Raw genomic sequence first — 19,068 nt, 5'->3', positions numbered from 1 at the left:
GTTAAAAAAGTGGAAAGTTTATTGTATGTATAACATATGATTGATTTGGAAGAGGGTGATTATGTTGAACAAGCAAGGAATTACAATTAGTTTATGTATGATTGTTCGAGATGAGGAAGATACAATTGGTCGATGTTTAGACGCAGTAGAAAAAATCGTTGATGAAATTATTATAGTTGATACAGGTTCCATTGATCGAACGAAAGAAATTGTAGCTCAATATACCTCTAACATATATGACTTTCCATGGATTAATGATTTTGCGGCAGCTAGAAATTTTTCTTTTTCAAAAGCAACGCAAGAATATATATTATGGCTAGATGCTGATGATGTGTTATTAGAAGATGCTCAAGAGGCATTGAAACTATTAAAAAAAGAATTAGATTCTAATGTGGATGCTGTTTCGATGCCTTATCATCTTGTAATGGATTCTAATGGGAAACCTTTATACTGTACAAAAAGATATCGGCTTGTAAAGCGTGAAAAAGAATTTCAATGGTTTGGAAAGGTGCATGAGTATTTAGCTATTTTTGGTGAAATTTTTAATAGTAATGTTGCGATTACGCATAAAAAAGAAAAGAAAGTAACGAACCGCAATTTGAGAATTTTTCAGGATGCTGTAGCAGCTGGAGAAGAATTGAGTCCGAGAGATTTGTTTTATTACGCGAATGAATCTATGGATAATCAAAAATATGATGATGCAGTTTTACTTTATAAAACATTTCTTAATCAAGATGAAGGTTGGTATGAAGAGAAAATTTACGCATGTGGTAAATTAGGAGATTGCTATGCGAAGCTTGGAATGTGGGAGAAGGCAGTTGAATCTTGTGTAAAGTCATTTCGATATGATGTCCCTAGAGGAGAGAATTGTACAAGAATAGGATATATATATATGGATCAACAAAAATACAATGAAGCAATTTTTTGGTTTAAACTTGCAACAGAAGTGACAATGGCAACAGAGAGTCCTTTTCACAGCCCAGCTAGCTACACATGGATTCCCTATTTACAAATGTGTATTTGTTATAGCAAGTTAGGCGAGCAAGATAAAGCTTATTATTACAATGAATTAGCAGCTTCTTATGTTCCGAATAATGCTGCAATTGAATATAACCGCAAATATTTTCGGAGTGTTTTTGATAAACAATATAAATCGTTATAGGTTGCGTTTTTCTAGAAATGATGTATCACGATTCTAACTTTAATAGATTGGCTATATAGTAAAGTATCGGCAATGTAACCAGTACTGGTTACATCTATAGACTTTAGATGAGATTTATATTTCAAATTCAATTTGCATAAGGAGTGTGTAAAATGAATTCCCCAAAAAATTCTTTATACGAAGAGAAGTCCGGGCATTATTATAATGCAGTGAATCCGAATTTATTAAAGCATATAAAAAAGGAATGGAAAGAAGTTCTTGATATAGGTTGCTCGAGTGGTGCATTGGGAGCTGCCATAAAAGAAAATGGCACACGTGTATCAGGAATTGAGGCATTCCGAGAGGCGGCAGAACAAGCAAAAGAAAAACTAGATCATGTTGTTTTAGGCGATATAGAAACAATGGATATGCCGTATGAAGAGGAGCAATTTGATTGCGTTATATTTGGTGACGTATTAGAGCATTTATTTGATCCGTGGGCTGTAATAGAAAAAGTAAAACCATATATAAAGCAAAATGGTGTAATTTTGGCTAGTATACCGAACGTTTCACACATTTCAGTATTAGCTCCCTTACTTGCTGGGAATTGGACGTATACAGAATATGGTTTATTAGATAAAACACATATTCGCTTCTTTACATTTAACGAAATGCTACGAATGTTTTTAAAAGCAGGCTATTCAATTAGTAAAGTAGATCGTGTATATGTTGATCATAAAATGTATGAACCGCTTATCGAGGAGTTATATGGAATTTGTAAAAAATATCGTCTTGGAAGTGGCTTCATGGCTGAGACGGTTGTATTTCAATATATTATTGAAGCAGAAAAATCACAATTATGAGTGCGGCAGATAAAACAATATTATTTGTTACGTGTATAAATGATCGAAAAATGTATGCACAATGTGCGCGACATATATTACAATTGCCAGTTCCTCCAGGATATACTATACAATTTATGCCGATTCGGAATGCGAAAAGTATGACGAGCGGATATAATCAAGCAATTTCGCATCCAGCAAAATATAAAGTGTATATACATCAAGATGTTTTCATTGTAAATGTGGGATTTTTATATGGATTACTTCAATTGTTTCAGGAACATGAACATCTTGGAATGATTGGTATGGTTGGAGCCCAATATGTTCCTCCAAATGGAATATGGAATGTAGGCAGAGGAGTTGTTGGAAAAGTCGTTGGTTATATGAATGATTTATTTTATATGGCCAGTCAAGAAAAGCCGTATCATGACTCAAAAACATTTATGCCAGTTGAATGTATTGACGGATTATTAATGGCAACGCAATACGATATTCCGTGGCGGGAAGACTTGTTTGATGGGTTTGACTATTATGATGTGTCTCAATCATTTGAATTTAGAAAAGCAGGCTATACAGTTGGGGTTCCTGTACAGCGTGATGCGTGGTGCATTCATTATCATATTGATGTGAATATGACTAACTATGAAAAATACAGAAAGATATTTGTGGAGCACTATATGTCAGATGTAAATCAAGACGAATAGAGGGGCTACAAAATGAAAGATCATACAATATTAGTCGTTGTTTGTATAAATAATGAAGAGCTATTTGAACAATGCGAGAGACAAATAAGAAACCTTTTTGTTCCCCCTGGTTATGTCGTACAAATTTTTCCGATACGAGATGCGAAAAGTATGGCAAGTGCATATAACCGAGCACTTTCATATCCCGCGAAGTATAAGGTTTATATACATCAAGATACTTATCTTATTAATCGAGAGATGTTTTATACACTCATTTCGCTTTTTAAAGATAACGAAAAACTTGGTTTAATTGGCGTAGCTGGTGCTCAGTTTTTACCGAGCAACGGGATATGGTGGGAAGGGAAAAATTTAGTAGGGAAAGTGATTGAGTACAGAAGACGGAATTATCAATTATTAAATTTGGATCAACTGTTTTATGAGAATCAATCATTTATGTCAGTTCAAGCAATTGATGGTTTATTAATGGCCACACAATATGATATTCCGTGGCGAGAAGACTTGTTTCAAGGGTTCCACTTTTATGATGTGTCGCAGTCTTTAGAGTTTCAAAAGGCGGGTTATTTAATTGGTATCCCTAATCAAGCGAATTTATGGTGCATTCATTACAACGGGGATGAGTTTGATGCGGATACATATGAGAAGTATCGGAAAGTGTTTGTAGAACATTACAAAGATATACTATCTCCATCATAAGGGAGAGATGCAGGATGAAAGGAATTATTTTAGCAGGTGGAACTGGATCGAGATTATATCCAATAACGAAAGTAACGAATAAACATTTGCTTCCTGTTGGACGTTACCCAATGATTTATCATGCGGTATATAAGCTAAAACAATGCGAGATTACAGAGATTATGATTATTACAGGTAAAGAGCATATGGGAGATGTTGTTAGTTTTTTAGGAAGCGGCCAAGAGTTTGGCGTGTCCTTTACGTATCGTGTGCAAGATAAGGCTGGGGGAATTGCACAAGCATTAGGGCTTTGTGAGGATTTCGTTGGGAAAGATCGCATGGTAGTTATATTAGGGGATAATATTTTTTCAGATGATATTCGTCCGTACGTTGAAGAGTTTGCAAATCAAAAAGAAGGTGCGAAAGTACTGCTGCAATCTGTAGATGATCCGGAGAGATTTGGCGTAGCAAATATTCAAAACCGAAAAATAATTGAAATTGAAGAAAAGCCGAAAGAGCCGAAAAGTTCCTATGCAGTTACAGGAATTTATTTGTATGATTCGAAAGTTTTTTCTTATATAAAAGAATTAAAACCTTCCGCAAGGGGAGAACTTGAAATTACAGATATCAATAATTGGTATTTAAAACGAGGGGTACTTACTTATAATGAAATGAGCGGTTGGTGGACTGATGCGGGAACTCATGGTTCTCTTCAAAGGGCGAATACGTTAGCGCAGGATATAAACTTTGGGAAACAGTTTAACGGAGAATAGGTGAGAATATGAAAGTTGTAGAAACAAATTTTACCGACGCGAAATTGTTAGAACCGAGGTTATTTGGAGATGAGCGTGGCTTTTTTACAGAAAGTTATAATAAGAAGGTGCTAGAAATATTAGGGATTACGTATTCGTTTGTACAGGATAATGTTTCTTATTCAGCTAGGTCGGGAACGATTCGGGGATTACACTTTCAAAAGAATCCGAAAGCACAAACGAAACTTATTCAAGTTATGCAAGGAGCAATTTATGACGTTATCGTTGATTTGCGAAAAGATTCATCAACGTTTAAACAGTGGAGAGGATATATTTTAAGCGCGGATAATCACCGGCAATTATTAGTGCCAAAAGGATTTGCACATGGTTTTTGTACACTTGTCCCGCATACTATTGTTATGTATAAAGTAGATGAGTATTATAGCGCTGAACATGACTCAGGGTTACTTTGGGAAGATAAAGAATTAGCAATTCCATGGCCGGTAACGAGTCCTATTTTGTCTGATAAAGATCGAATATTACCGTTACTTCAGGAATGTGAAGATAGCTTTTGAGTAGGAGAGTTGTTATATGAATATATTAGTAACAGGTGGGGCTGGATTTATTGGAAGTAATTTTGTTCATTACATGTTACAAAGATATGAAACATATAAAATTATTAATTTTGACGCATTAACATATAGCGGGAATTTAAATAATGTGAAGTCTCTTCAAGGGCATCCGAATTACTCTTTTGTAAAAGGAGAAATTCAAAATGGAGAGCTGCTAGAGCATGTCATAAAAGAGCGAGATGTCCATGTGATTGTAAATTTCGCAGCTGAATCACATGTGGACCGTAGTATTGAAAATCCGATCCCTTTTTATGATACAAATGTAATTGGGACAGTCACCTTATTAGAATTAGTAAAAAAATATTCACATATCAAACTCGTGCAAGTATCAACAGATGAGGTGTACGGCTCTTTAGGGAAGACAGGGCGATTTACCGAGGAAACCCCGTTAGCTCCAAATAGTCCATATTCTTCAAGCAAGGCGAGCGCCGACATGATAGCTTTATCTTATTATAAAACATATCAATTACCAGTTATAGTAACGCGTTGCTCCAATAACTATGGGCCGTATCAATATCCTGAAAAGTTAATTCCGTTAATGGTTACGAATGCGCTGGAAGGAAAAAAACTACCGTTATATGGCGATGGATTAAATGTAAGAGATTGGTTACATGTAACGGATCATTGTAGTGCGATTGACGTTGTTCTGCATAAGGGACGTATAGGAGAAGTATATAATATAGGTGGAAATAATGAAAAAACAAATATAGATGTTGTGGAACAAATTATTACTCTCTTAGGAAAAACGAAAAAAGATATTGCGTATGTTACAGATCGTTTAGGTCATGATCGTCGTTATGCGATTGATGCACAAAAGATGAAGAATGAGCTCGGGTGGGAACCGCAGTATACGTTTGAACAGGGGCTACAAGAAACGGTGGAATGGTATGAACATCATATAGAATGGTGGAAACCACTAAAAGAAAAGTAAGGGGCATATAAATGAAAGAACGGGTTATCATAACGGGAGCAAACGGTCAATTGGGAAAGCAACTACAAGAAGAGCTAGATCCTGAAGAATATGACATATATCCATTTGATAAAAAGTTACTAGATATAACAAATATATCCCGAATACAGCAAGTGGTACAAGAAATTAGGCCACATATAATTATTCATTGTGCAGCGTATACGAAGGTTGATCATGCTGAGAAAGAACAAGATCTTGCTTATGTGATAAATGCAATAGGAGCTCGCAATGTAGCGGTTGCTTCACAATTAGTAGGGGCAAAGTTAGTTTATATTAGTACCGATTATGTATTTCAAGGTGACAGGCCAGATGGCTATCATGAGTTCCATAATCCATCACCGATAAATATATATGGAGCTTCTAAGTATGCGGGAGAGCAGTTCGTCAAAGAGCTACATAATAAATACTTTATCGTTCGTACATCGTGGTTATATGGTAAGTATGGAAATAATTTTGTGAAAACGATGATGCGATTAGGTAAAGAAAGTGAAGCAGTATCTGTTGTAGCGGATCAAATCGGTTCTCCTACTTATGTGGCAGATTTAAATGTGATGATTAATAAGCTCATTCATACTTCTTTATACGGTACGTATCATGTATCAAATAGAGGCTCATGTTCTTGGTTTGAATTTGCAAAAAAAATATTTTCGGATGCAAATATGAAAGTGAATGTATTACCTGTTTCAACCGAAGAATTTGGAGCGGCGGCAGCGAGACCGAAATATTCTGTTTTTCAACATAACATGCTACGATTAAATGGTTTTTCACAAATGCCTTCTTGGGAAGAAGGATTAGAGCGGTTTTTTATAGAAACAAAAAGTCATTAACAAAATTTAAGTTAATGACTTTTTTGTTTGCCTTTAAGAGGTTTTATGGTACTATAATTATAGTATCAGGTACTAATAACAAGTATAAGGAATTCTGGGAGGATATATCATGGAACTATTACAAGGGAAAACATTTGTTGTTATGGGCGTTGCGAACCAAAGAAGTATTGCGTGGGGAATTGCTCGCTCTTTGCATAATGCAGGTGCAAAACTAATCTTCACATATGCAGGAGAACGTTTAGAAAGAAACGTTCGTGAATTAGCGGACACATTAGAAGGACAAGAATCACTTGTATTACCTTGTGATGTAACAAATGATGAAGAACTTACAGCTTGCTTTGAAACAATCAAGCAAGAGGTTGGTACAATTCACGGTGTTGCACACTGTATTGCTTTTGCAAATCGTGATGATTTAAAAGGTGAATTTGTAGATACTTCTCGCGATGGATTTTTACTTGCACAAAATATTAGTGCATTCTCTTTAACAGCTGTAGCAAGAGAAGCGAAGAAAGTAATGACAGAAGGCGGAAATATTTTAACGTTAACATACCTTGGCGGCGAGCGCGTTGTGAAAAACTATAACGTTATGGGTGTTGCGAAAGCTTCATTAGAAGCGAGCGTAAAATATTTAGCTAACGATTTAGGCCAACATGGCATTCGAGTTAACGCTATTTCTGCAGGACCAATTCGTACGTTGTCTGCAAAAGGCGTAGGCGACTTTAACTCAATTTTAAGAGAAATTGAGGAGCGCGCACCACTTCGTCGTACAACAACTCCAGAAGAAGTTGGGGATACAGCAGTATTCTTATTCAGTGATTTAGCACGCGGCGTAACAGGAGAAAACATTCACGTTGATTCAGGGTATCATATCCTAGGATAAATATAATATTAATTTTTAAAGGACAATCTCTAAATGTTGAGATTGTCCTTTTTATTTGTTCTTAGAAAGAACAATTTTTAACGAAAGTTCTTACCACGTTATGAATATAACTATAATAGTACACAGTTTATTCAGCTACGTATGGAAGTGGGAGGGACGAGTGTGAAGAATAAAAATAAAAGTTCAACAGTTGGAAAACCGTTGTTATATATTGCGCAAGTAAATTTGGAACTTGCTGCACCGAAAATAAAAAGAATTATCTTAACAAACTTTGAAAATGAAAATCGAAAAGAGGAAAGTAATAGAAACGAAAATATTGTAAGTAGTGCTGTGGAAGAGGTAATAGAGCAACAAGAAGAGCAACAAGTAGAAGAAAAAATAGAAGAAGAGGAACAAGTACAAGAGCAGCAAGAGCAACAAGAGCCAGTGAGAACTGTCCCGTATAATAAATCATTTAAGGATATGAATAATGAAGAGAAGATTCATTTTTTATTAAACCGCCCTCATTATATTCCGAAAATAAGGTGCAGAATAAAAACAGCTACAGTCTCATATGTTGGATCAATCATATCGTATCGTAATGGAATTGTAGCTATTATGCCGCCAAATAGTATGCGAGATATTAAGTTGTCTATAGATGATATCCAATCGATTAGTATGGCCGGCTTTTAAATATGTAAAGGTGGTAGAAAATCTTCTACCACCCCAATAGTTTTTTAGTTTACTTCACTTATTAGATAGAAACGTCGCGTAAGCACTGAATCGCACAGAAACAGCTTAAATCTACAGTGATACAAGTAGATGTCGATACTAATCTTGCATTTGGTACAGCTAAAAACGTACAAATTGGATCGTCACCAGGCGGTACAGGAGAACCGTCACCTAATACTACAGTTAACACACGTAAGACAGCACAGCTATCATCATCTACGCTTTCCACACGGAAAATTGGAGATCGGCAGCTAGTAAGGCTTGCAGATGGTGCAAATGCTTCAAATGGTGCTCCAGCTTTTGTGTATAAAATAAAAGGGCGTGTATTTGCTACCGATGCAGTGTTGTGTGCACCTAAAAATGGAATTTCACAACCAGATCCACACGTTGTTGTAGAACAATCTTGTAATTCATTGATGAATTTTACAACGTCAACTACACAATGAGAAGAGCTATGGTGTTTATTTTCGTTACAACTCATTAATGTCACTCCTTATCTTCTTGTTTGTATTTACATTAATAAGATATTGGAGTCGAGGAGATTTGGTCACAATCTCAAGACCTTTTTTTTTAAATAGGCGAAAGAAGATAAGGGAAGGTGGAATCATGCTGTTTACAAGCTGGCTTTTATTTTTTATTTTTGCGTTAGCTGCCTTTAGGCTCACTCGTTTAATTGTTTATGATAAAATTACAGCCTTTTTGCGAAGACCGTTTATTGATGAGTTAGAGATTACAGAGCCAGATGGAAGTGTATCAACTTTTACAAAAGTAAAAGGTAAAGGATTAAGAAAGTGGGTTGGCGAATTATTAAGCTGTTATTGGTGTACAGGTGTATGGGTTAGTGCTTTTTTATTAGTTTTATATAATTGGATTCCTATCGTTGCAGAGCCGTTACTTGCATTATTAGCTATTGCAGGTGCAGCAGCAATCATTGAAACAATCACAGGATATTTTATGGGAGAATAGTATATTTGCATAATACGAGAAAAAGCGGAGTTTAAATGAATGAGGGAACGGAAATAAGGAGTTGTTCATATAGTAAATAGACAGAATTGACAGTAGAGGAGATGTTTGCTGTGAGCAATAATCCAAGGCAAAATTCATATGACCTGCAGCAATGGTATCATATACAGCAACAACACCAATTGCAACAACAGGCATATCAAGAACAATTGCAACAACAAGGTTTTGTGAAGAAAAAAGGATGTAATTGTGCTAAAAAGAAGAACACAATAAAACACTATGAAGAATGAAACACTCATGTTACTGTGAGTGTTTTTTATTATATATAAAAAGCGGTATTTCTGTATTAGAAATACCGCTTTTTACTAGCTAATTTGTGCAACTGTTAATGCTGCAGCACGGATGTCTACAGTTCCAATTAACTGAACTGGCACAATTTGAATTAAGTCACCAGGGTTTAAGTTAATAAGAATAACACCGCTGGATACGTCTACTTCACCAGTACCAATAACGTTAGAACGAACTGCTGTACCTGATCCAGGAATAATGTTAGCTGGCGTACCTAATGATAAGAAGAAACGACCAGCTTCTGGTGCAACAGGTGAGTTATCAAGACTAATTGTTAATGTATAACTGATTTGATAAATACCAGCTCGTAGAATTCGAATGCCATCTCCAACACTTACTGTATCATTTATTACAGGAACAGTAATATTTGGGTTTGGACTTACGCTAGGTAATAGTAGTGGTGTGAATAGTGAAGCGAACTGAGGTGCAGACGCGTTGAAAGCAAAACCGAAGGCAGGTAGTGTACTAGCTGGTTTCGCCTCACAATCGATTTTAGTAAATTCGCAATCAGAAGAGAACATGTTTTTCACTCCTTTATCTGTTTCTACTTTCAGTTAATGAAAAGGACAGGTTCTATGTTCTAGACAAGTTCCCAATTTTATGAAAAATACATAATAATACCTTTTAAGCATGGATTGGGTGGCAGAAAACTCTGCCACCCAATCCATGCTTAAATTAATATTTAGTTTTATATAGAAACATCACGTAAGCATTGAATAGCGCAGAAACAACTTAAATCAACAGTAATACAAGTAGATGTCGACACTAGCCTTGCATTTGGTACAGCTAAAAACGTACAGATTGGGTCGTCACCAGGTGGTACAGAGGTACCATCACCTAAAACTACAGTTAATACACGTAATACAGCACAGTCATCATCATCTATACTTTCTACGCGGAAAATGGGAGATCGGCAACTAGTAAGGCTTGAAGATGGTGCAAATGCTTCAAAAGGTTCTCCAGTCTTTGTGTATAAAATAAAAGGACGTGTATTCGCTACTGATGCATTGTTATGTGCACCTAAAAATGGAACTTCGCAACCGGATCCACATGTTGTAGTTGCGCATTCTTGTAATTCATGTATAAAACGAACGACATTCGATACACAGTTGAAATCACAATCATGGTGATGATGGTCTTCGTTACAATTGCAGCTCATTATGTTCACTCCTTATCGTGAGTTCTGACATACACTATTACAATATGAATGAGATATGGTCGATATTACGTTAATTCTTATGATAAAAACAGGGAATTTATATAGTAGGGATGTACATAATGCAATATAAAAAAAAGACATCCTTATTTAGTGGATGTCTTTTCAGGTAAATCTTTTCGCGCAGTATATAAAAAACGAGAGATATCTAATTTTTTTCCTCTAAAAAATTGCGGAGAGGAAATGTAAAGTTCTTCTTTTGCACGTGTAATGGCGACATAAAGTAGTCGACGTTCTTCTTCTAAAGCTTCAGAAGTCTCTGTAACACGATCATTTGCATCTTTTAAAGAAGAAGTATGTGGAAGAATACCATCGCTCGCTCCAAGTAAAAAGACGCATGGAAATTCAAGGCCTTTTGCGTTATGAATAGACATAAGCGAAACAGCATTTTTTTCTGGCATTGTTTTTAATGTTTCCATTTCTTTTTGACCTTGAATTGCTTCATCAATAAATTGTAAATAAGCTGGAATATCGGTGAAACGAGTTGCTGACTCCATTAATTCTTCTAACATTTCTTCTTGTATATCTTTATGCATCGTAAAGGAAGAGCGGTCATTACTTTGTAAGTACTCTAAATACTTTCCTTTACCATGAATAATTTCTTTTAATGCTTTTTTCGGTTCTAATTCTTTTATAAATTTAATAAAATCGATACGCTCATTTACCTTTTTCACTTGAAAAGGTTTTAAGCTCGGATTTAATAATAAGAAATGAAGAAGAGAAGGGAAACGGCCCTCACCGTATTTCCATTGTTCACGTTCAATAAATGAAATACAATCATCACGCCCGATATACATCGTTGGCAATATGTTTGAAAGTGATTCTAGTCGAAACGGTTCAATCACCAGTCTTAAATGATCTAATACAGGCTTAATTAAAGAATGTTCATAAAATGATTGACTCGCCCCGTGCTTAATAAATGGGATTTTGTGAATGGTAAGCTGATCAAGTAATGAACGGCTTACAGAATGTGTGCGATACAGTAAACAGAAATCTTTATAGTTGCGTTCGCCGCTATCTACTTTTTCTTGAATGAGCTGCAAAATTTGATTTGCTTCATCAAGAGTCGTAGCAGGTCTTGCGTAAAAAGGTTGTACACCTTCTTCGCGCACAGAATATAGCTCTTTATCAAAACGCTCTTGATTTAGTTTGATAACTTCATTTCCAAGTCCGACGATAAAAGGATTGGATCGATAATTCGTATTAAGTGCGATAATTGTAGTGTTATCAAATTCTTTTGGAAAAGATAAAATAATTTGGTGACTTGCTCCTCGCCAGCCATATATCGCCTGATCGTCATCACCTGCGATAAATAAATTATTTCTTGGCGTGGCTAACAATTTTACAATTTCATATTGTGCATACGATGTATCTTGGAACTCATCTACTTCAATATAGTGGAAACGTTGTTGTAATTGGGTAAGCAAAGGAATGTTATTTTCTAACATATAATATGTTTCTAATAAGATGTCATCGAAATCAATATAATTATATCGTTGTTTTACTTCTTCAAAACGCTCGTATACTTCTTTAAATTCTTGTTCAACGGGTGTTTTTGCTTTTACATCTTTCGGACGATTCAATTTGTTTTTCTCAAGTGAAATCATAGCGAGCATCGTTTCAGCATCATAATCGTCTTTTAGACGCAATTCTTTCAAGATTTTCTTTATCATAATTTGTTTATGTTTTTCGTTTGCTAAAATTTGCTGATTATATCCTTGACTACGAAGCAATTTTAAAAAGACAGAGTGGAATGTACCGGCAACAACGTAGCTACTTGCAGCACGATTCATACCTGGTAAATTTGCTACACGATTTCGGATTTCTTCAGCTGCTTTTTGTGTAAATGTAAGCAATAAAATATTTCGTGGATGAACTTGTTTTACATTTACTAAATAACCTACGCGGGTTGTTAAAACAGATGTTTTCCCGCTTCCGGCACCAGCTAATGTAAGAACGGGACCCTCTGTCGTGCGTACGGCCTCTAATTGTTTTTCATTTAAAAAAACATTTTGTTGTTCGAGAGCGCGGAAATACGCTGCATCAGCATCTTCTTCCATAATTAAATGGGTAGATGTTTTTGGAATATGGTATGTTGCACGCGGAATATCAGCGTGCGTTAATGATTTTTGTGAAAATTTTTCTTGTGTCATATATTCACCTTCAAAACTATAGCATCAACATTTAACTTTAGCGGAAGAAAAAGAAAATAGCAATGTAAAAAACAGGAGGGGATACCTCCTGTTTTCAAATTACAATTCTTTTATCATAACGATGTGAGGAATATTTGCTTCCATGAATACATCAGAATTCGTTACATATCCAAGTTTCTTATAGAAATCTTCAGCATGTGTTTGGGCATGCAGCTTTAATTTTGGTAGCGAGTTTTCATTCGCATACGCTTCAAGTGCATCCATAACAATTTTTCCAATGCCTTTTTTACGATGGGAAGCTAGTACGCAAATGCGTTCCATTTTTCCTATTCCATCCAGTATGCGAAAACGACCAGCACCAACTGGAATATCATTATCATATATAACAACGTGTGTTGAAGTTTCTTCAAACTCATCATACTCTTCGTCAGCAGAAACTTGTTGCTCATTCACAAATACTTGCTTACGTACAGAGAATGCATCTCTTAGTTGTTCGTCCGTTTGTACGATCTGTGCGTGCAAATTAGTTGTTCCCCTTTCCAAGGTGGAATGTTTCGTATACAGTCCACGTTCCGTTTTCTAATTGATATAGAAGATGGAAGCGATCAATTGGTTGTTCATAATAGAAATCTTTCATACGTAATCGGCCTAATACATCAGCATGCTCTGCATCTGATAAGCCTTGTCCGATTGTTAAATGAGGTACGAAAGCGTACTCGCGTTCTTGTATAAAGAATTCGCTATGCATCTCCTCATTTAAGAAAGTAAGTTCAGGTGTTTTTTCTACTTTAAAATAAAGAACATTATTAACAGGTGCGAATGAACCAACTTTTCCGACATGAAGGGTGAAAGGGTTCGTTTTACTTGCGATTGTATGTAACTCTTTTACAATCGATTCTAATTGTTCATCTTGCGTCTCAAAGGGTGTTTTCAATGTAATATGTGGCGGAACTAATGCGTAGTGCGGATCATAACGTTTACGCAATCCGTTCGCTTTATCTTGAATCATTTTAGATGGAAAAATTACAATGCCTAATTTCATGTTCCAATTCCTCCCTTTGTAAGTCTAGTTAGATTTTGAGAAAATAAATCTCTTAATCTATTATATCAAATTATTCTGAATACTGCTCTCTATTATTTCATTGATAGAATATGAGAGAAAGCTTTCGGTAAATCAGTCTGCCAATACTTCCACGTATGATTACCTTCAAATTCTTCGTAATGCGTGATGAAATTTCTATCTGTCAGAAGCGTATTGAGCTCACGGTTCGGTTGTACGAAATCAGAAACTTGCCCATCAGTGCGTTTTACGGCTGTTTCTTCTGTCCCAATGACGTGATAAAGGTCTAGCGCCTCCGGATTTTTGAAGTCTTTTGCTAAGCTCATCACTGTTTCATCCACAAATGGTGATTGCATAACGACTTTACCGAATGTATGCGGATACATAAGTGCAGTCATGAAGGAAACTGTCCCGCCAAGAGAATCACCAATTAACACACGACCTTTTCCCATTTGGTACGTTGGATAATTTTCATCGATATATGGTGCAAGTTCATGAGCGAGGAAACGAATATACGCAGCGTTTTTCACTTCATTTGGGAAATATTTTTCTTTACGATCGTGTACATTTTTATATGGAATACCGACAATAATTGTACGGTCAATTTCTTCAGTTTCACGAAGGCGCTCAATTACACGGTGCGCTTTACCAAGCTGAAAATAATCTCTACCATCTTGTGCAATTACAACTGTATGTTTGTGCAGTGGTGTGTAATTTACCGGTAAGTAAACGAGAAGTGTAACATCTTCTTGAAGTGATGCGCTATAAAATGAAATTTCTTCAATTCTCCCTATTGTTTGATTCATGTAGATCCCCCTAAATAAAAATTTACTGTAATGATTGTAAGAGCGACGCTTGTAGTGAAAAAGAAAGAAATATTCACTAATAGGTGCTTTCGTTTCTATTTTACCATAATGGTACGAAGAATCTAAAAAATTAGTATTTAAGTTGTGAAAGAAAACGGATATAATGAAGTGGGATTTTTGACAGGTGAGAGGGGAGACGGAATTTGAAACAAGAAAGATCAATCGCACTACCATTAGCAATTTCCATTATAGCCATTTCATTCGCAGCAGTTTTTGTAAAGATGTCCTCAGCACCATCTTCAATATTAAGTATGTATCGATTATGGATTATCGTACTTATTATGCTGCCTATCGTTTGGAAAAAACGGGAAGAGTTTAGTAAGATTCAAATAAAAGATTGGGGATTTTTAATTGGATCTGGTTTCTTTTTAGCACTTCATTTTCTTTTATGGTTTGAATCTTTAAAGCATACGACAGTTGCTAGTTCGACTATTATTTTAGCGCTTCAACCAATCGTATCTTTAGTTGGAGGTTTTTTCTTATTTAAAGAAAGAACAACATACTCAGCCATTGCAACAATGGGAATAGCGATACTAGGCGTAATGTGTATTGGGTGGGGAGATTTAGGGTTAAGTGAACAAGCGATTTATGGAGATATATTATCCTTTTTAAGTGTCATAGCGGTTGTCGGTTATTTATTTATCGGGCAAACAACGGTAAAGAAAGTATCACACTGGATTTATAGCTTTACAGTTTTTGCATTCGCAGGTATTTTTATGGGGATTTATAATATAGTATTGCAAGTGCCTTTTACAGGTTATACGAAGTGGGATTGGACTGTTTTTCTTTTACTTGCGGTTGTGCCGACAGTGTCACACGTCATTAATAATTGGTTATTAAACTACGTAAATGCAACAACGATTTCAATGAGTATTTTAGGTGAACCAGTTGGAGCATCTATATTAGCGTTCTTCTTACTCGGTGAAAGACTAAATGCCATGCAAATTATCGGTAGCATGCTCGTATTGTTTGGTGTATCTGTTTTCTTACTACAGCAACAAAAACGAACAGCAAAAAATGTAGTAAATGAGCCGGCATATACACAGGAATTATAATGTTAGAGGAGAAAAGAGAAGTTGTGATACTTCTCTTTTTGTTTTACAGAAATATAGGGGAGGAAGGGAAGTTTAATGGAATTTCCATCAAAAAAAGATATATGGTTATATCCGATTTTTTTCGTTGTCATTGGAGCGTGTTTTGCTCCTCTATTTGCAGGGAAAGAGTATTTTCTTTTATTTTTTACAATTCCGTTAGCGATATTATTTATGTGGAGTTGGTTTTCGACAAAATACATCGTCGGAGAAGAAACAATTACAATTAGATCAGGTCTCGTTAAAAAACGCATATTTATACGAGATATAAAACAAATTTCAAATACGAAAAATCCAATAGCAGCTCATGCATTGTCATTTGATCGACTTGAAATTGTTTACGGCGCACATAAAACAGAAGTTATTTCTCCTCAAGATAAAGACCAATTCATCAATCTCGTTACAAGTAAAAATTCATACATTGAAATCAAGTAAAAGAGTGGCTAGGAAGCCACTCTTTTACTTTGGATTTGTCATATAAGGTTGTACATGAATAATACATAGGTCACGGAACTTTCCTTCAGTAGTTGTGACAATTACGACTGCTCTTCCGGCACTTTTTCCAGTAATCGTTACCGTATCACCTTTTGGATACATTGTGATAACATCAGCATTCATATTTGTCCAAATAAGTTCTTTATTCGTTGCTTGCACTGGCAAAACGGAGGCTGATAACTCAGTGCTTTGTCCAGTTCTTACTTTCAACTTATTTTTTTCCATATGAACACCAATGACTGAAATAACAGAAGGAGCGATTGAAATTTTAGGTGGATTAGGTTGTATGTTCAAACGAGACGCAGAAGTATTTGTAATAGGTGAAAATTTTCGTGTTTGTTGTTGCTGGAAAGCTGCTAACATGTTGGAGTCCCCTTTCTGTATAAGTGCTGATAGTACTACTATAAAGGAGTAGTGTTATGTTTAATTTAACGAAACATAAAGAAATTGTTAAATTCGAGTAGAAGATTGTCGAACTTTCATAAAAAGAAAGCTCTGCTGATACGATAACAGCAGAGCTTTTCCTTTATAGATTATGACTATGTTGTTTTTCGAAATCCTCAAATTGCTCTTCAATTTCTTTTGAAGGTTGCGTTAGTAAACTAACAATTACGATTACTAGTAAACTAATAGTGAAACCAGGAATCATTTCATATAAGAATTCTTTTAAGAATTTGAATTGAGTCCAAATAATGACTGTAGCGGCACCAGAAACCATACCAGCAAGTGCGCCCCACTTCGTCATACGTTTCCAATATAAGCTTAATAAAATAGCAGGTCCGAATGAAGAACCAAATCCAGCCCAAGCGTATCCAACAAGAGCTAAAATCGTATCATTTTGTTTAAACGCTAATGCGCACCCAACTAATGCAATAACAAGTACAGCCATACGACCGACAAATACAAGTTCTTTATCAGAAGCAGAACGTTTAAAGAATGTACGATATAAATCTTCTGTTATAGCACTAGAAGTAACGAGTAACTGAGATGAAATTGTACTCATAACCGCTGCTAAAATCGCTGCTAATAAAAATCCAGTAATAAGTGGATGGAATAAAATAGTGCCAAGTTCAACGAAAATCGTTTCTGGATCAGAAAGTTTTAAACCTGCTTTTGAATAGTATGCAATACCGATAAGGCCAGTAAACATAGCTCCAGCAACAGAGAAAATCATCCAGCTCATACCAATGCGTCGTGCGCTTTTAATTTCTTTTACAGAAGAAATCGCCATAAAACGTACGATAATATGTGGTTGTCCAACATAACCAAGGCCCCATGCGAATAATGAAATAATTCCTAATACAGAAGTGCCTTTAAAAATATCTAATAATGCCGGATCGATAGATTTAATTGTTTCAAATGCTGGACCAAGTCCATTTACGTGCATAATTGTTACGACTGGAACAAGAATAAGAGCGACTACCATAATGATTCCTTGCACGAAGTCTGTCCAACTTACAGCTAAAAATCCACCAAATAATGTGTAAGCTACGACAACTCCACCAACGATAAGAAGACCAACATGGTAATTGAGTCCAAATGAATTTTCGAATAATACAGCGCCAGAGACAAATCCTGAAGCTACATAAAACGTGAAAAATATCATAATAACAAGTCCAGATACTAGGCGTAACATATGGGATTTGTCGTGGAAACGGTGTTCCAAAAATTCTGGGATAGTAATAGAGTTGTTTGCAATTTCAGAGTAGGTACGTAAGCGAGGAGCGACATAAAGCCAGTTTGCGTATGCGCCTAGTGTTAGGCCAATCGCAATCCAACTACTACTTAATCCAACGCTAAACATTGCACCGGGTAAGCCCATTAAAAGCCAACCACTCATATCAGCTGCTCCAGCACTTAATGCTGTTACTGCGGGGCCTAGTGTACGCCCGCCAAGCATATAATCTGTTAAGTTGGACGTTCGTTTATAGGCGAAATAGCCAATTACTAACATCCCGAGCATGTAAATAGAGATAGAAGTTAAAGTTAACATCTGCGTACTCATGTAGTTCCCCTTCCTTTTGTCATGTCTTTTGATGCGTTATGCATATTTATAATCTATCATGATTATTCTGAAAAATCCATACAGAAATATGAATTTTCAGAATTGTAAGCGTTTTTTGGCGTCTTTTTACTTTTTTAATATATAATATTCATACAAAAAACCTTATTTTTAATAGAGTATTTATTATATTTACATAAAAAGAGGTTGTTTTGTCAATATAATATTGAAAGAAGAGAAAAATAAAATTCTTTTAAAAGTATTGACTTATGAAAAAAGTTAAGTCTATAATGAGTGCAACTTAAAAAAATGCAAGCGTTGATGAAGAAGAGTACACATGATGAACATGTCAGAGAGCTGATGGTTGGTGCGAATCAGTATGGGATTGATGTGGAATGGGCTTCGGAGCTTCCAAACCGAAACGAAAGAAGTAGGCTTTGGCGACATGATCTCATCGATACAAGAGACACGTATTGTTTTTGATACGGTAAAGTGCGTTACATTTGTAACGAATTAAGGTGGCACCACGGGAGTACCCGTCCTTTCTATAGGATGAGTACTCCCTTTTTGTGTACAAAAAATTAAATAAACGAAATCGTTTAAGTAAGAAGAGTACGTATATTGGAGACGTTACAGAGAGCCGGGGATAGGTGGGAGCCCGGTACGGTGCCATATACGGAATGGGCTTACGAGAGGTATGCTGAACAATTATTTTCAGTAGGCAACCCGGGTTCCGCCGTTAC

The 19,068-nt window shown here is 35.8% G+C and carries 23 protein-coding genes and 2 other annotated features (1 of these 25 cut by a window edge); of the genes, 14 read left to right on the top strand and 9 right to left on the bottom strand.

Going from position 1 to position 19,068, the window contains the following annotated elements:
- The first annotated feature begins 61 nt into the window (after positions 1 to 61).
- From MKO96_RS08455 to MKO96_RS08410, 10 genes are all read left to right on the top strand, one after another.
- Entirely contained in the window at positions 62 to 1,162 is a 1,101-nt protein-coding gene (locus tag MKO96_RS08455; protein ID WP_240587229.1) for a glycosyltransferase, read from the top strand.
- Between the two features lie 152 nt (positions 1,163 to 1,314).
- Positions 1,315 to 2,004, top strand: coding sequence for a class I SAM-dependent methyltransferase (locus MKO96_RS08450; protein WP_087979806.1), 690 nt, complete (start codon positions 1,315 to 1,317; stop codon positions 2,002 to 2,004).
- On the top strand, positions 2,001 to 2,687 hold the full coding sequence (locus tag MKO96_RS08445) for a glycosyltransferase family protein (protein WP_240587228.1): 687 nt from the start codon (positions 2,001 to 2,003) through the stop codon (positions 2,685 to 2,687). The genes MKO96_RS08450 and MKO96_RS08445 overlap by 4 nt, the downstream gene beginning before the upstream one ends.
- A 12-nt stretch (positions 2,688 to 2,699) precedes the next feature.
- Positions 2,700 to 3,380, top strand: a complete 681-nt coding sequence (locus MKO96_RS08440) for a glycosyltransferase family protein (protein WP_048561505.1) — start codon at positions 2,700 to 2,702, stop codon at positions 3,378 to 3,380.
- A gap of 14 nt (positions 3,381 to 3,394) precedes the next feature.
- The gene (locus MKO96_RS08435; protein WP_240587227.1) at positions 3,395 to 4,132 is read left to right on the top strand and encodes a sugar phosphate nucleotidyltransferase; all 738 of its coding nucleotides are present in this window, start codon (positions 3,395 to 3,397) and stop codon (positions 4,130 to 4,132) included.
- 8 nt (positions 4,133 to 4,140) lie between these two features.
- Complete coding sequence (gene rfbC / locus MKO96_RS08430) at positions 4,141 to 4,686, top strand: dTDP-4-dehydrorhamnose 3,5-epimerase (RefSeq protein ID WP_000869423.1); 546 nt, start codon at positions 4,141 to 4,143, stop codon at positions 4,684 to 4,686.
- A 16-nt stretch (positions 4,687 to 4,702) separates the two neighbouring features.
- A complete protein-coding gene (rfbB, locus tag MKO96_RS08425; protein ID WP_240587226.1) occupies positions 4,703 to 5,674 on the top strand; it encodes a dTDP-glucose 4,6-dehydratase in 972 nt (323 codons plus the stop codon).
- An 11-nt stretch (positions 5,675 to 5,685) separates the two neighbouring features.
- Positions 5,686 to 6,540, top strand: coding sequence for a dTDP-4-dehydrorhamnose reductase (gene rfbD / locus MKO96_RS08420; RefSeq protein WP_240587225.1), 855 nt, complete (start codon positions 5,686 to 5,688; stop codon positions 6,538 to 6,540).
- A 109-nt stretch (positions 6,541 to 6,649) separates the two neighbouring features.
- Positions 6,650 to 7,420 (top strand): enoyl-ACP reductase FabI, encoded by a 771-nt coding sequence (gene fabI, locus MKO96_RS08415; RefSeq protein WP_000421885.1) that lies wholly within the window; start codon positions 6,650 to 6,652, stop codon positions 7,418 to 7,420.
- Positions 7,421 to 7,561: 141 nt separating this feature from the next.
- Positions 7,562 to 8,092: a spore coat CotO family protein gene (locus MKO96_RS08410; RefSeq protein ID WP_240587224.1), complete on the top strand. Its 531-nt coding sequence runs from the start codon at positions 7,562 to 7,564 to the stop codon at positions 8,090 to 8,092.
- A gap of 61 nt (positions 8,093 to 8,153) precedes the next feature.
- Here the strand turns inward: MKO96_RS08410 and exsY are convergent, their stop codons facing one another.
- Positions 8,154 to 8,612 (bottom strand): exosporium assembly protein ExsY, encoded by a 459-nt coding sequence (gene exsY / locus MKO96_RS08405; RefSeq protein WP_240587223.1) that lies wholly within the window; start codon positions 8,610 to 8,612, stop codon positions 8,154 to 8,156.
- 125 nt (positions 8,613 to 8,737) lie between these two features.
- Between exsY and MKO96_RS08400 the strand changes: the two genes are divergently transcribed.
- A complete protein-coding gene (locus MKO96_RS08400) occupies positions 8,738 to 9,097 on the top strand; it encodes a DUF1360 domain-containing protein (RefSeq protein WP_000899663.1) in 360 nt (119 codons plus the stop codon).
- Positions 9,098 to 9,198: 101 nt separating this feature from the next.
- Complete coding sequence (locus MKO96_RS08395; RefSeq protein WP_240587222.1) at positions 9,199 to 9,384, top strand: cytochrome C oxidase subunit III; 186 nt, start codon at positions 9,199 to 9,201, stop codon at positions 9,382 to 9,384.
- A 75-nt stretch (positions 9,385 to 9,459) separates the two neighbouring features.
- Here the strand turns inward: MKO96_RS08395 and exsF are convergent, their stop codons facing one another.
- From exsF to MKO96_RS08365, 6 genes are all read right to left on the bottom strand, one after another.
- Positions 9,460 to 9,963 carry an exosporium protein ExsF gene (gene exsF, locus MKO96_RS08390; RefSeq protein ID WP_053565003.1) on the bottom strand — a complete coding sequence of 168 codons (504 nt, stop codon included), beginning with the start codon at positions 9,961 to 9,963 and terminating at the stop codon, positions 9,460 to 9,462.
- A gap of 167 nt (positions 9,964 to 10,130) precedes the next feature.
- A complete protein-coding gene (cotY, locus tag MKO96_RS08385) occupies positions 10,131 to 10,601 on the bottom strand; it encodes a spore coat protein CotY (RefSeq protein ID WP_001277699.1) in 471 nt (156 codons plus the stop codon).
- A gap of 143 nt (positions 10,602 to 10,744) precedes the next feature.
- Positions 10,745 to 12,811: an ATP-dependent helicase gene (locus MKO96_RS08380; protein ID WP_240587221.1), complete on the bottom strand. Its 2,067-nt coding sequence runs from the start codon at positions 12,809 to 12,811 to the stop codon at positions 10,745 to 10,747.
- 99 nt (positions 12,812 to 12,910) lie between these two features.
- The gene (locus tag MKO96_RS08375; RefSeq protein ID WP_240587220.1) at positions 12,911 to 13,333 is read right to left on the bottom strand and encodes a GNAT family N-acetyltransferase; all 423 of its coding nucleotides are present in this window, start codon (positions 13,331 to 13,333) and stop codon (positions 12,911 to 12,913) included.
- 1 nt (position 13,334) lies between these two features.
- Positions 13,335 to 13,853 carry a YjcG family protein gene (locus tag MKO96_RS08370; RefSeq protein WP_000765870.1) on the bottom strand — a complete coding sequence of 173 codons (519 nt, stop codon included), beginning with the start codon at positions 13,851 to 13,853 and terminating at the stop codon, positions 13,335 to 13,337.
- 92 nt (positions 13,854 to 13,945) lie between these two features.
- On the bottom strand, positions 13,946 to 14,677 hold the full coding sequence (locus MKO96_RS08365) for an alpha/beta hydrolase (protein WP_001076851.1): 732 nt from the start codon (positions 14,675 to 14,677) through the stop codon (positions 13,946 to 13,948).
- 203 nt (positions 14,678 to 14,880) lie between these two features.
- Between MKO96_RS08365 and MKO96_RS08360 the strand changes: the two genes are divergently transcribed.
- Both MKO96_RS08360 and MKO96_RS08355 read left to right on the top strand, forming a co-directional pair.
- Positions 14,881 to 15,792: a DMT family transporter gene (locus tag MKO96_RS08360; protein WP_000808244.1), complete on the top strand. Its 912-nt coding sequence runs from the start codon at positions 14,881 to 14,883 to the stop codon at positions 15,790 to 15,792.
- A gap of 75 nt (positions 15,793 to 15,867) precedes the next feature.
- Entirely contained in the window at positions 15,868 to 16,263 is a 396-nt protein-coding gene (locus MKO96_RS08355) for a PH domain-containing protein (RefSeq protein ID WP_240587219.1), read from the top strand.
- A gap of 24 nt (positions 16,264 to 16,287) precedes the next feature.
- Here the strand turns inward: MKO96_RS08355 and MKO96_RS08350 are convergent, their stop codons facing one another.
- Together MKO96_RS08350 and putP are read right to left on the bottom strand one after the other, a co-directional pair.
- Positions 16,288 to 16,686, bottom strand: coding sequence for an Ig-like domain-containing protein (locus MKO96_RS08350; RefSeq protein ID WP_046958298.1), 399 nt, complete (start codon positions 16,684 to 16,686; stop codon positions 16,288 to 16,290).
- A gap of 163 nt (positions 16,687 to 16,849) precedes the next feature.
- Positions 16,850 to 18,328 carry a sodium/proline symporter PutP gene (gene putP, locus MKO96_RS08345; RefSeq protein WP_087979816.1) on the bottom strand — a complete coding sequence of 493 codons (1,479 nt, stop codon included), beginning with the start codon at positions 18,326 to 18,328 and terminating at the stop codon, positions 16,850 to 16,852.
- Positions 18,329 to 18,634: 306 nt separating this feature from the next.
- Positions 18,635 to 18,872: a binding site (T-box leader), on the top strand.
- A 42-nt stretch (positions 18,873 to 18,914) separates the two neighbouring features.
- Positions 18,915 to 19,068, top strand: a binding site (T-box leader); it runs 91 nt beyond the window's last position.

Origin of the sequence: Bacillus sp. ES1-5 (assembly GCF_022487605.1) — a bacterium.
Lineage (GTDB): Bacteria > Bacillota > Bacilli > Bacillales > Bacillaceae_G > Bacillus_A > Bacillus_A wiedmannii.
This window is presented reverse-complemented; position numbering and strand designations above follow the sequence as displayed.

Coding starts and splice junctions, on each gene's coding strand:
- cotY (WP_001277699.1), bottom strand. CDS start 10,601: ATGAGCTGCAATTGTAACGAAGACCATCATCACCATGATTGTGATTTC.
- MKO96_RS08400 (WP_000899663.1), top strand. CDS start 8,738: ATGCTGTTTACAAGCTGGCTTTTATTTTTTATTTTTGCGTTAGCTGCC.
- putP (WP_087979816.1), bottom strand. CDS start 18,328: ATGAGTACGCAGATGTTAACTTTAACTTCTATCTCTATTTACATGCTC.
- MKO96_RS08450 (WP_087979806.1), top strand. CDS start 1,315: ATGAATTCCCCAAAAAATTCTTTATACGAAGAGAAGTCCGGGCATTAT.
- MKO96_RS08355 (WP_240587219.1), top strand. CDS start 15,868: ATGGAATTTCCATCAAAAAAAGATATATGGTTATATCCGATTTTTTTC.
- rfbC (WP_000869423.1), top strand. CDS start 4,141: ATGAAAGTTGTAGAAACAAATTTTACCGACGCGAAATTGTTAGAACCG.
- MKO96_RS08455 (WP_240587229.1), top strand. CDS start 62: ATGTTGAACAAGCAAGGAATTACAATTAGTTTATGTATGATTGTTCGA.
- MKO96_RS08370 (WP_000765870.1), bottom strand. CDS start 13,853: ATGAAATTAGGCATTGTAATTTTTCCATCTAAAATGATTCAAGATAAA.
- exsY (WP_240587223.1), bottom strand. CDS start 8,612: ATGAGTTGTAACGAAAATAAACACCATAGCTCTTCTCATTGTGTAGTT.
- MKO96_RS08350 (WP_046958298.1), bottom strand. CDS start 16,686: ATGTTAGCAGCTTTCCAGCAACAACAAACACGAAAATTTTCACCTATT.
- MKO96_RS08410 (WP_240587224.1), top strand. CDS start 7,562: ATGGAAGTGGGAGGGACGAGTGTGAAGAATAAAAATAAAAGTTCAACA.
- MKO96_RS08395 (WP_240587222.1), top strand. CDS start 9,199: ATGTTTGCTGTGAGCAATAATCCAAGGCAAAATTCATATGACCTGCAG.
- fabI (WP_000421885.1), top strand. CDS start 6,650: ATGGAACTATTACAAGGGAAAACATTTGTTGTTATGGGCGTTGCGAAC.
- MKO96_RS08445 (WP_240587228.1), top strand. CDS start 2,001: ATGAGTGCGGCAGATAAAACAATATTATTTGTTACGTGTATAAATGAT.
- MKO96_RS08365 (WP_001076851.1), bottom strand. CDS start 14,677: ATGAATCAAACAATAGGGAGAATTGAAGAAATTTCATTTTATAGCGCA.
- MKO96_RS08440 (WP_048561505.1), top strand. CDS start 2,700: ATGAAAGATCATACAATATTAGTCGTTGTTTGTATAAATAATGAAGAG.
- MKO96_RS08380 (WP_240587221.1), bottom strand. CDS start 12,811: ATGACACAAGAAAAATTTTCACAAAAATCATTAACGCACGCTGATATT.
- MKO96_RS08435 (WP_240587227.1), top strand. CDS start 3,395: ATGAAAGGAATTATTTTAGCAGGTGGAACTGGATCGAGATTATATCCA.
- exsF (WP_053565003.1), bottom strand. CDS start 9,963: ATGTTCTCTTCTGATTGCGAATTTACTAAAATCGATTGTGAGGCGAAA.
- rfbB (WP_240587226.1), top strand. CDS start 4,703: ATGAATATATTAGTAACAGGTGGGGCTGGATTTATTGGAAGTAATTTT.
- rfbD (WP_240587225.1), top strand. CDS start 5,686: ATGAAAGAACGGGTTATCATAACGGGAGCAAACGGTCAATTGGGAAAG.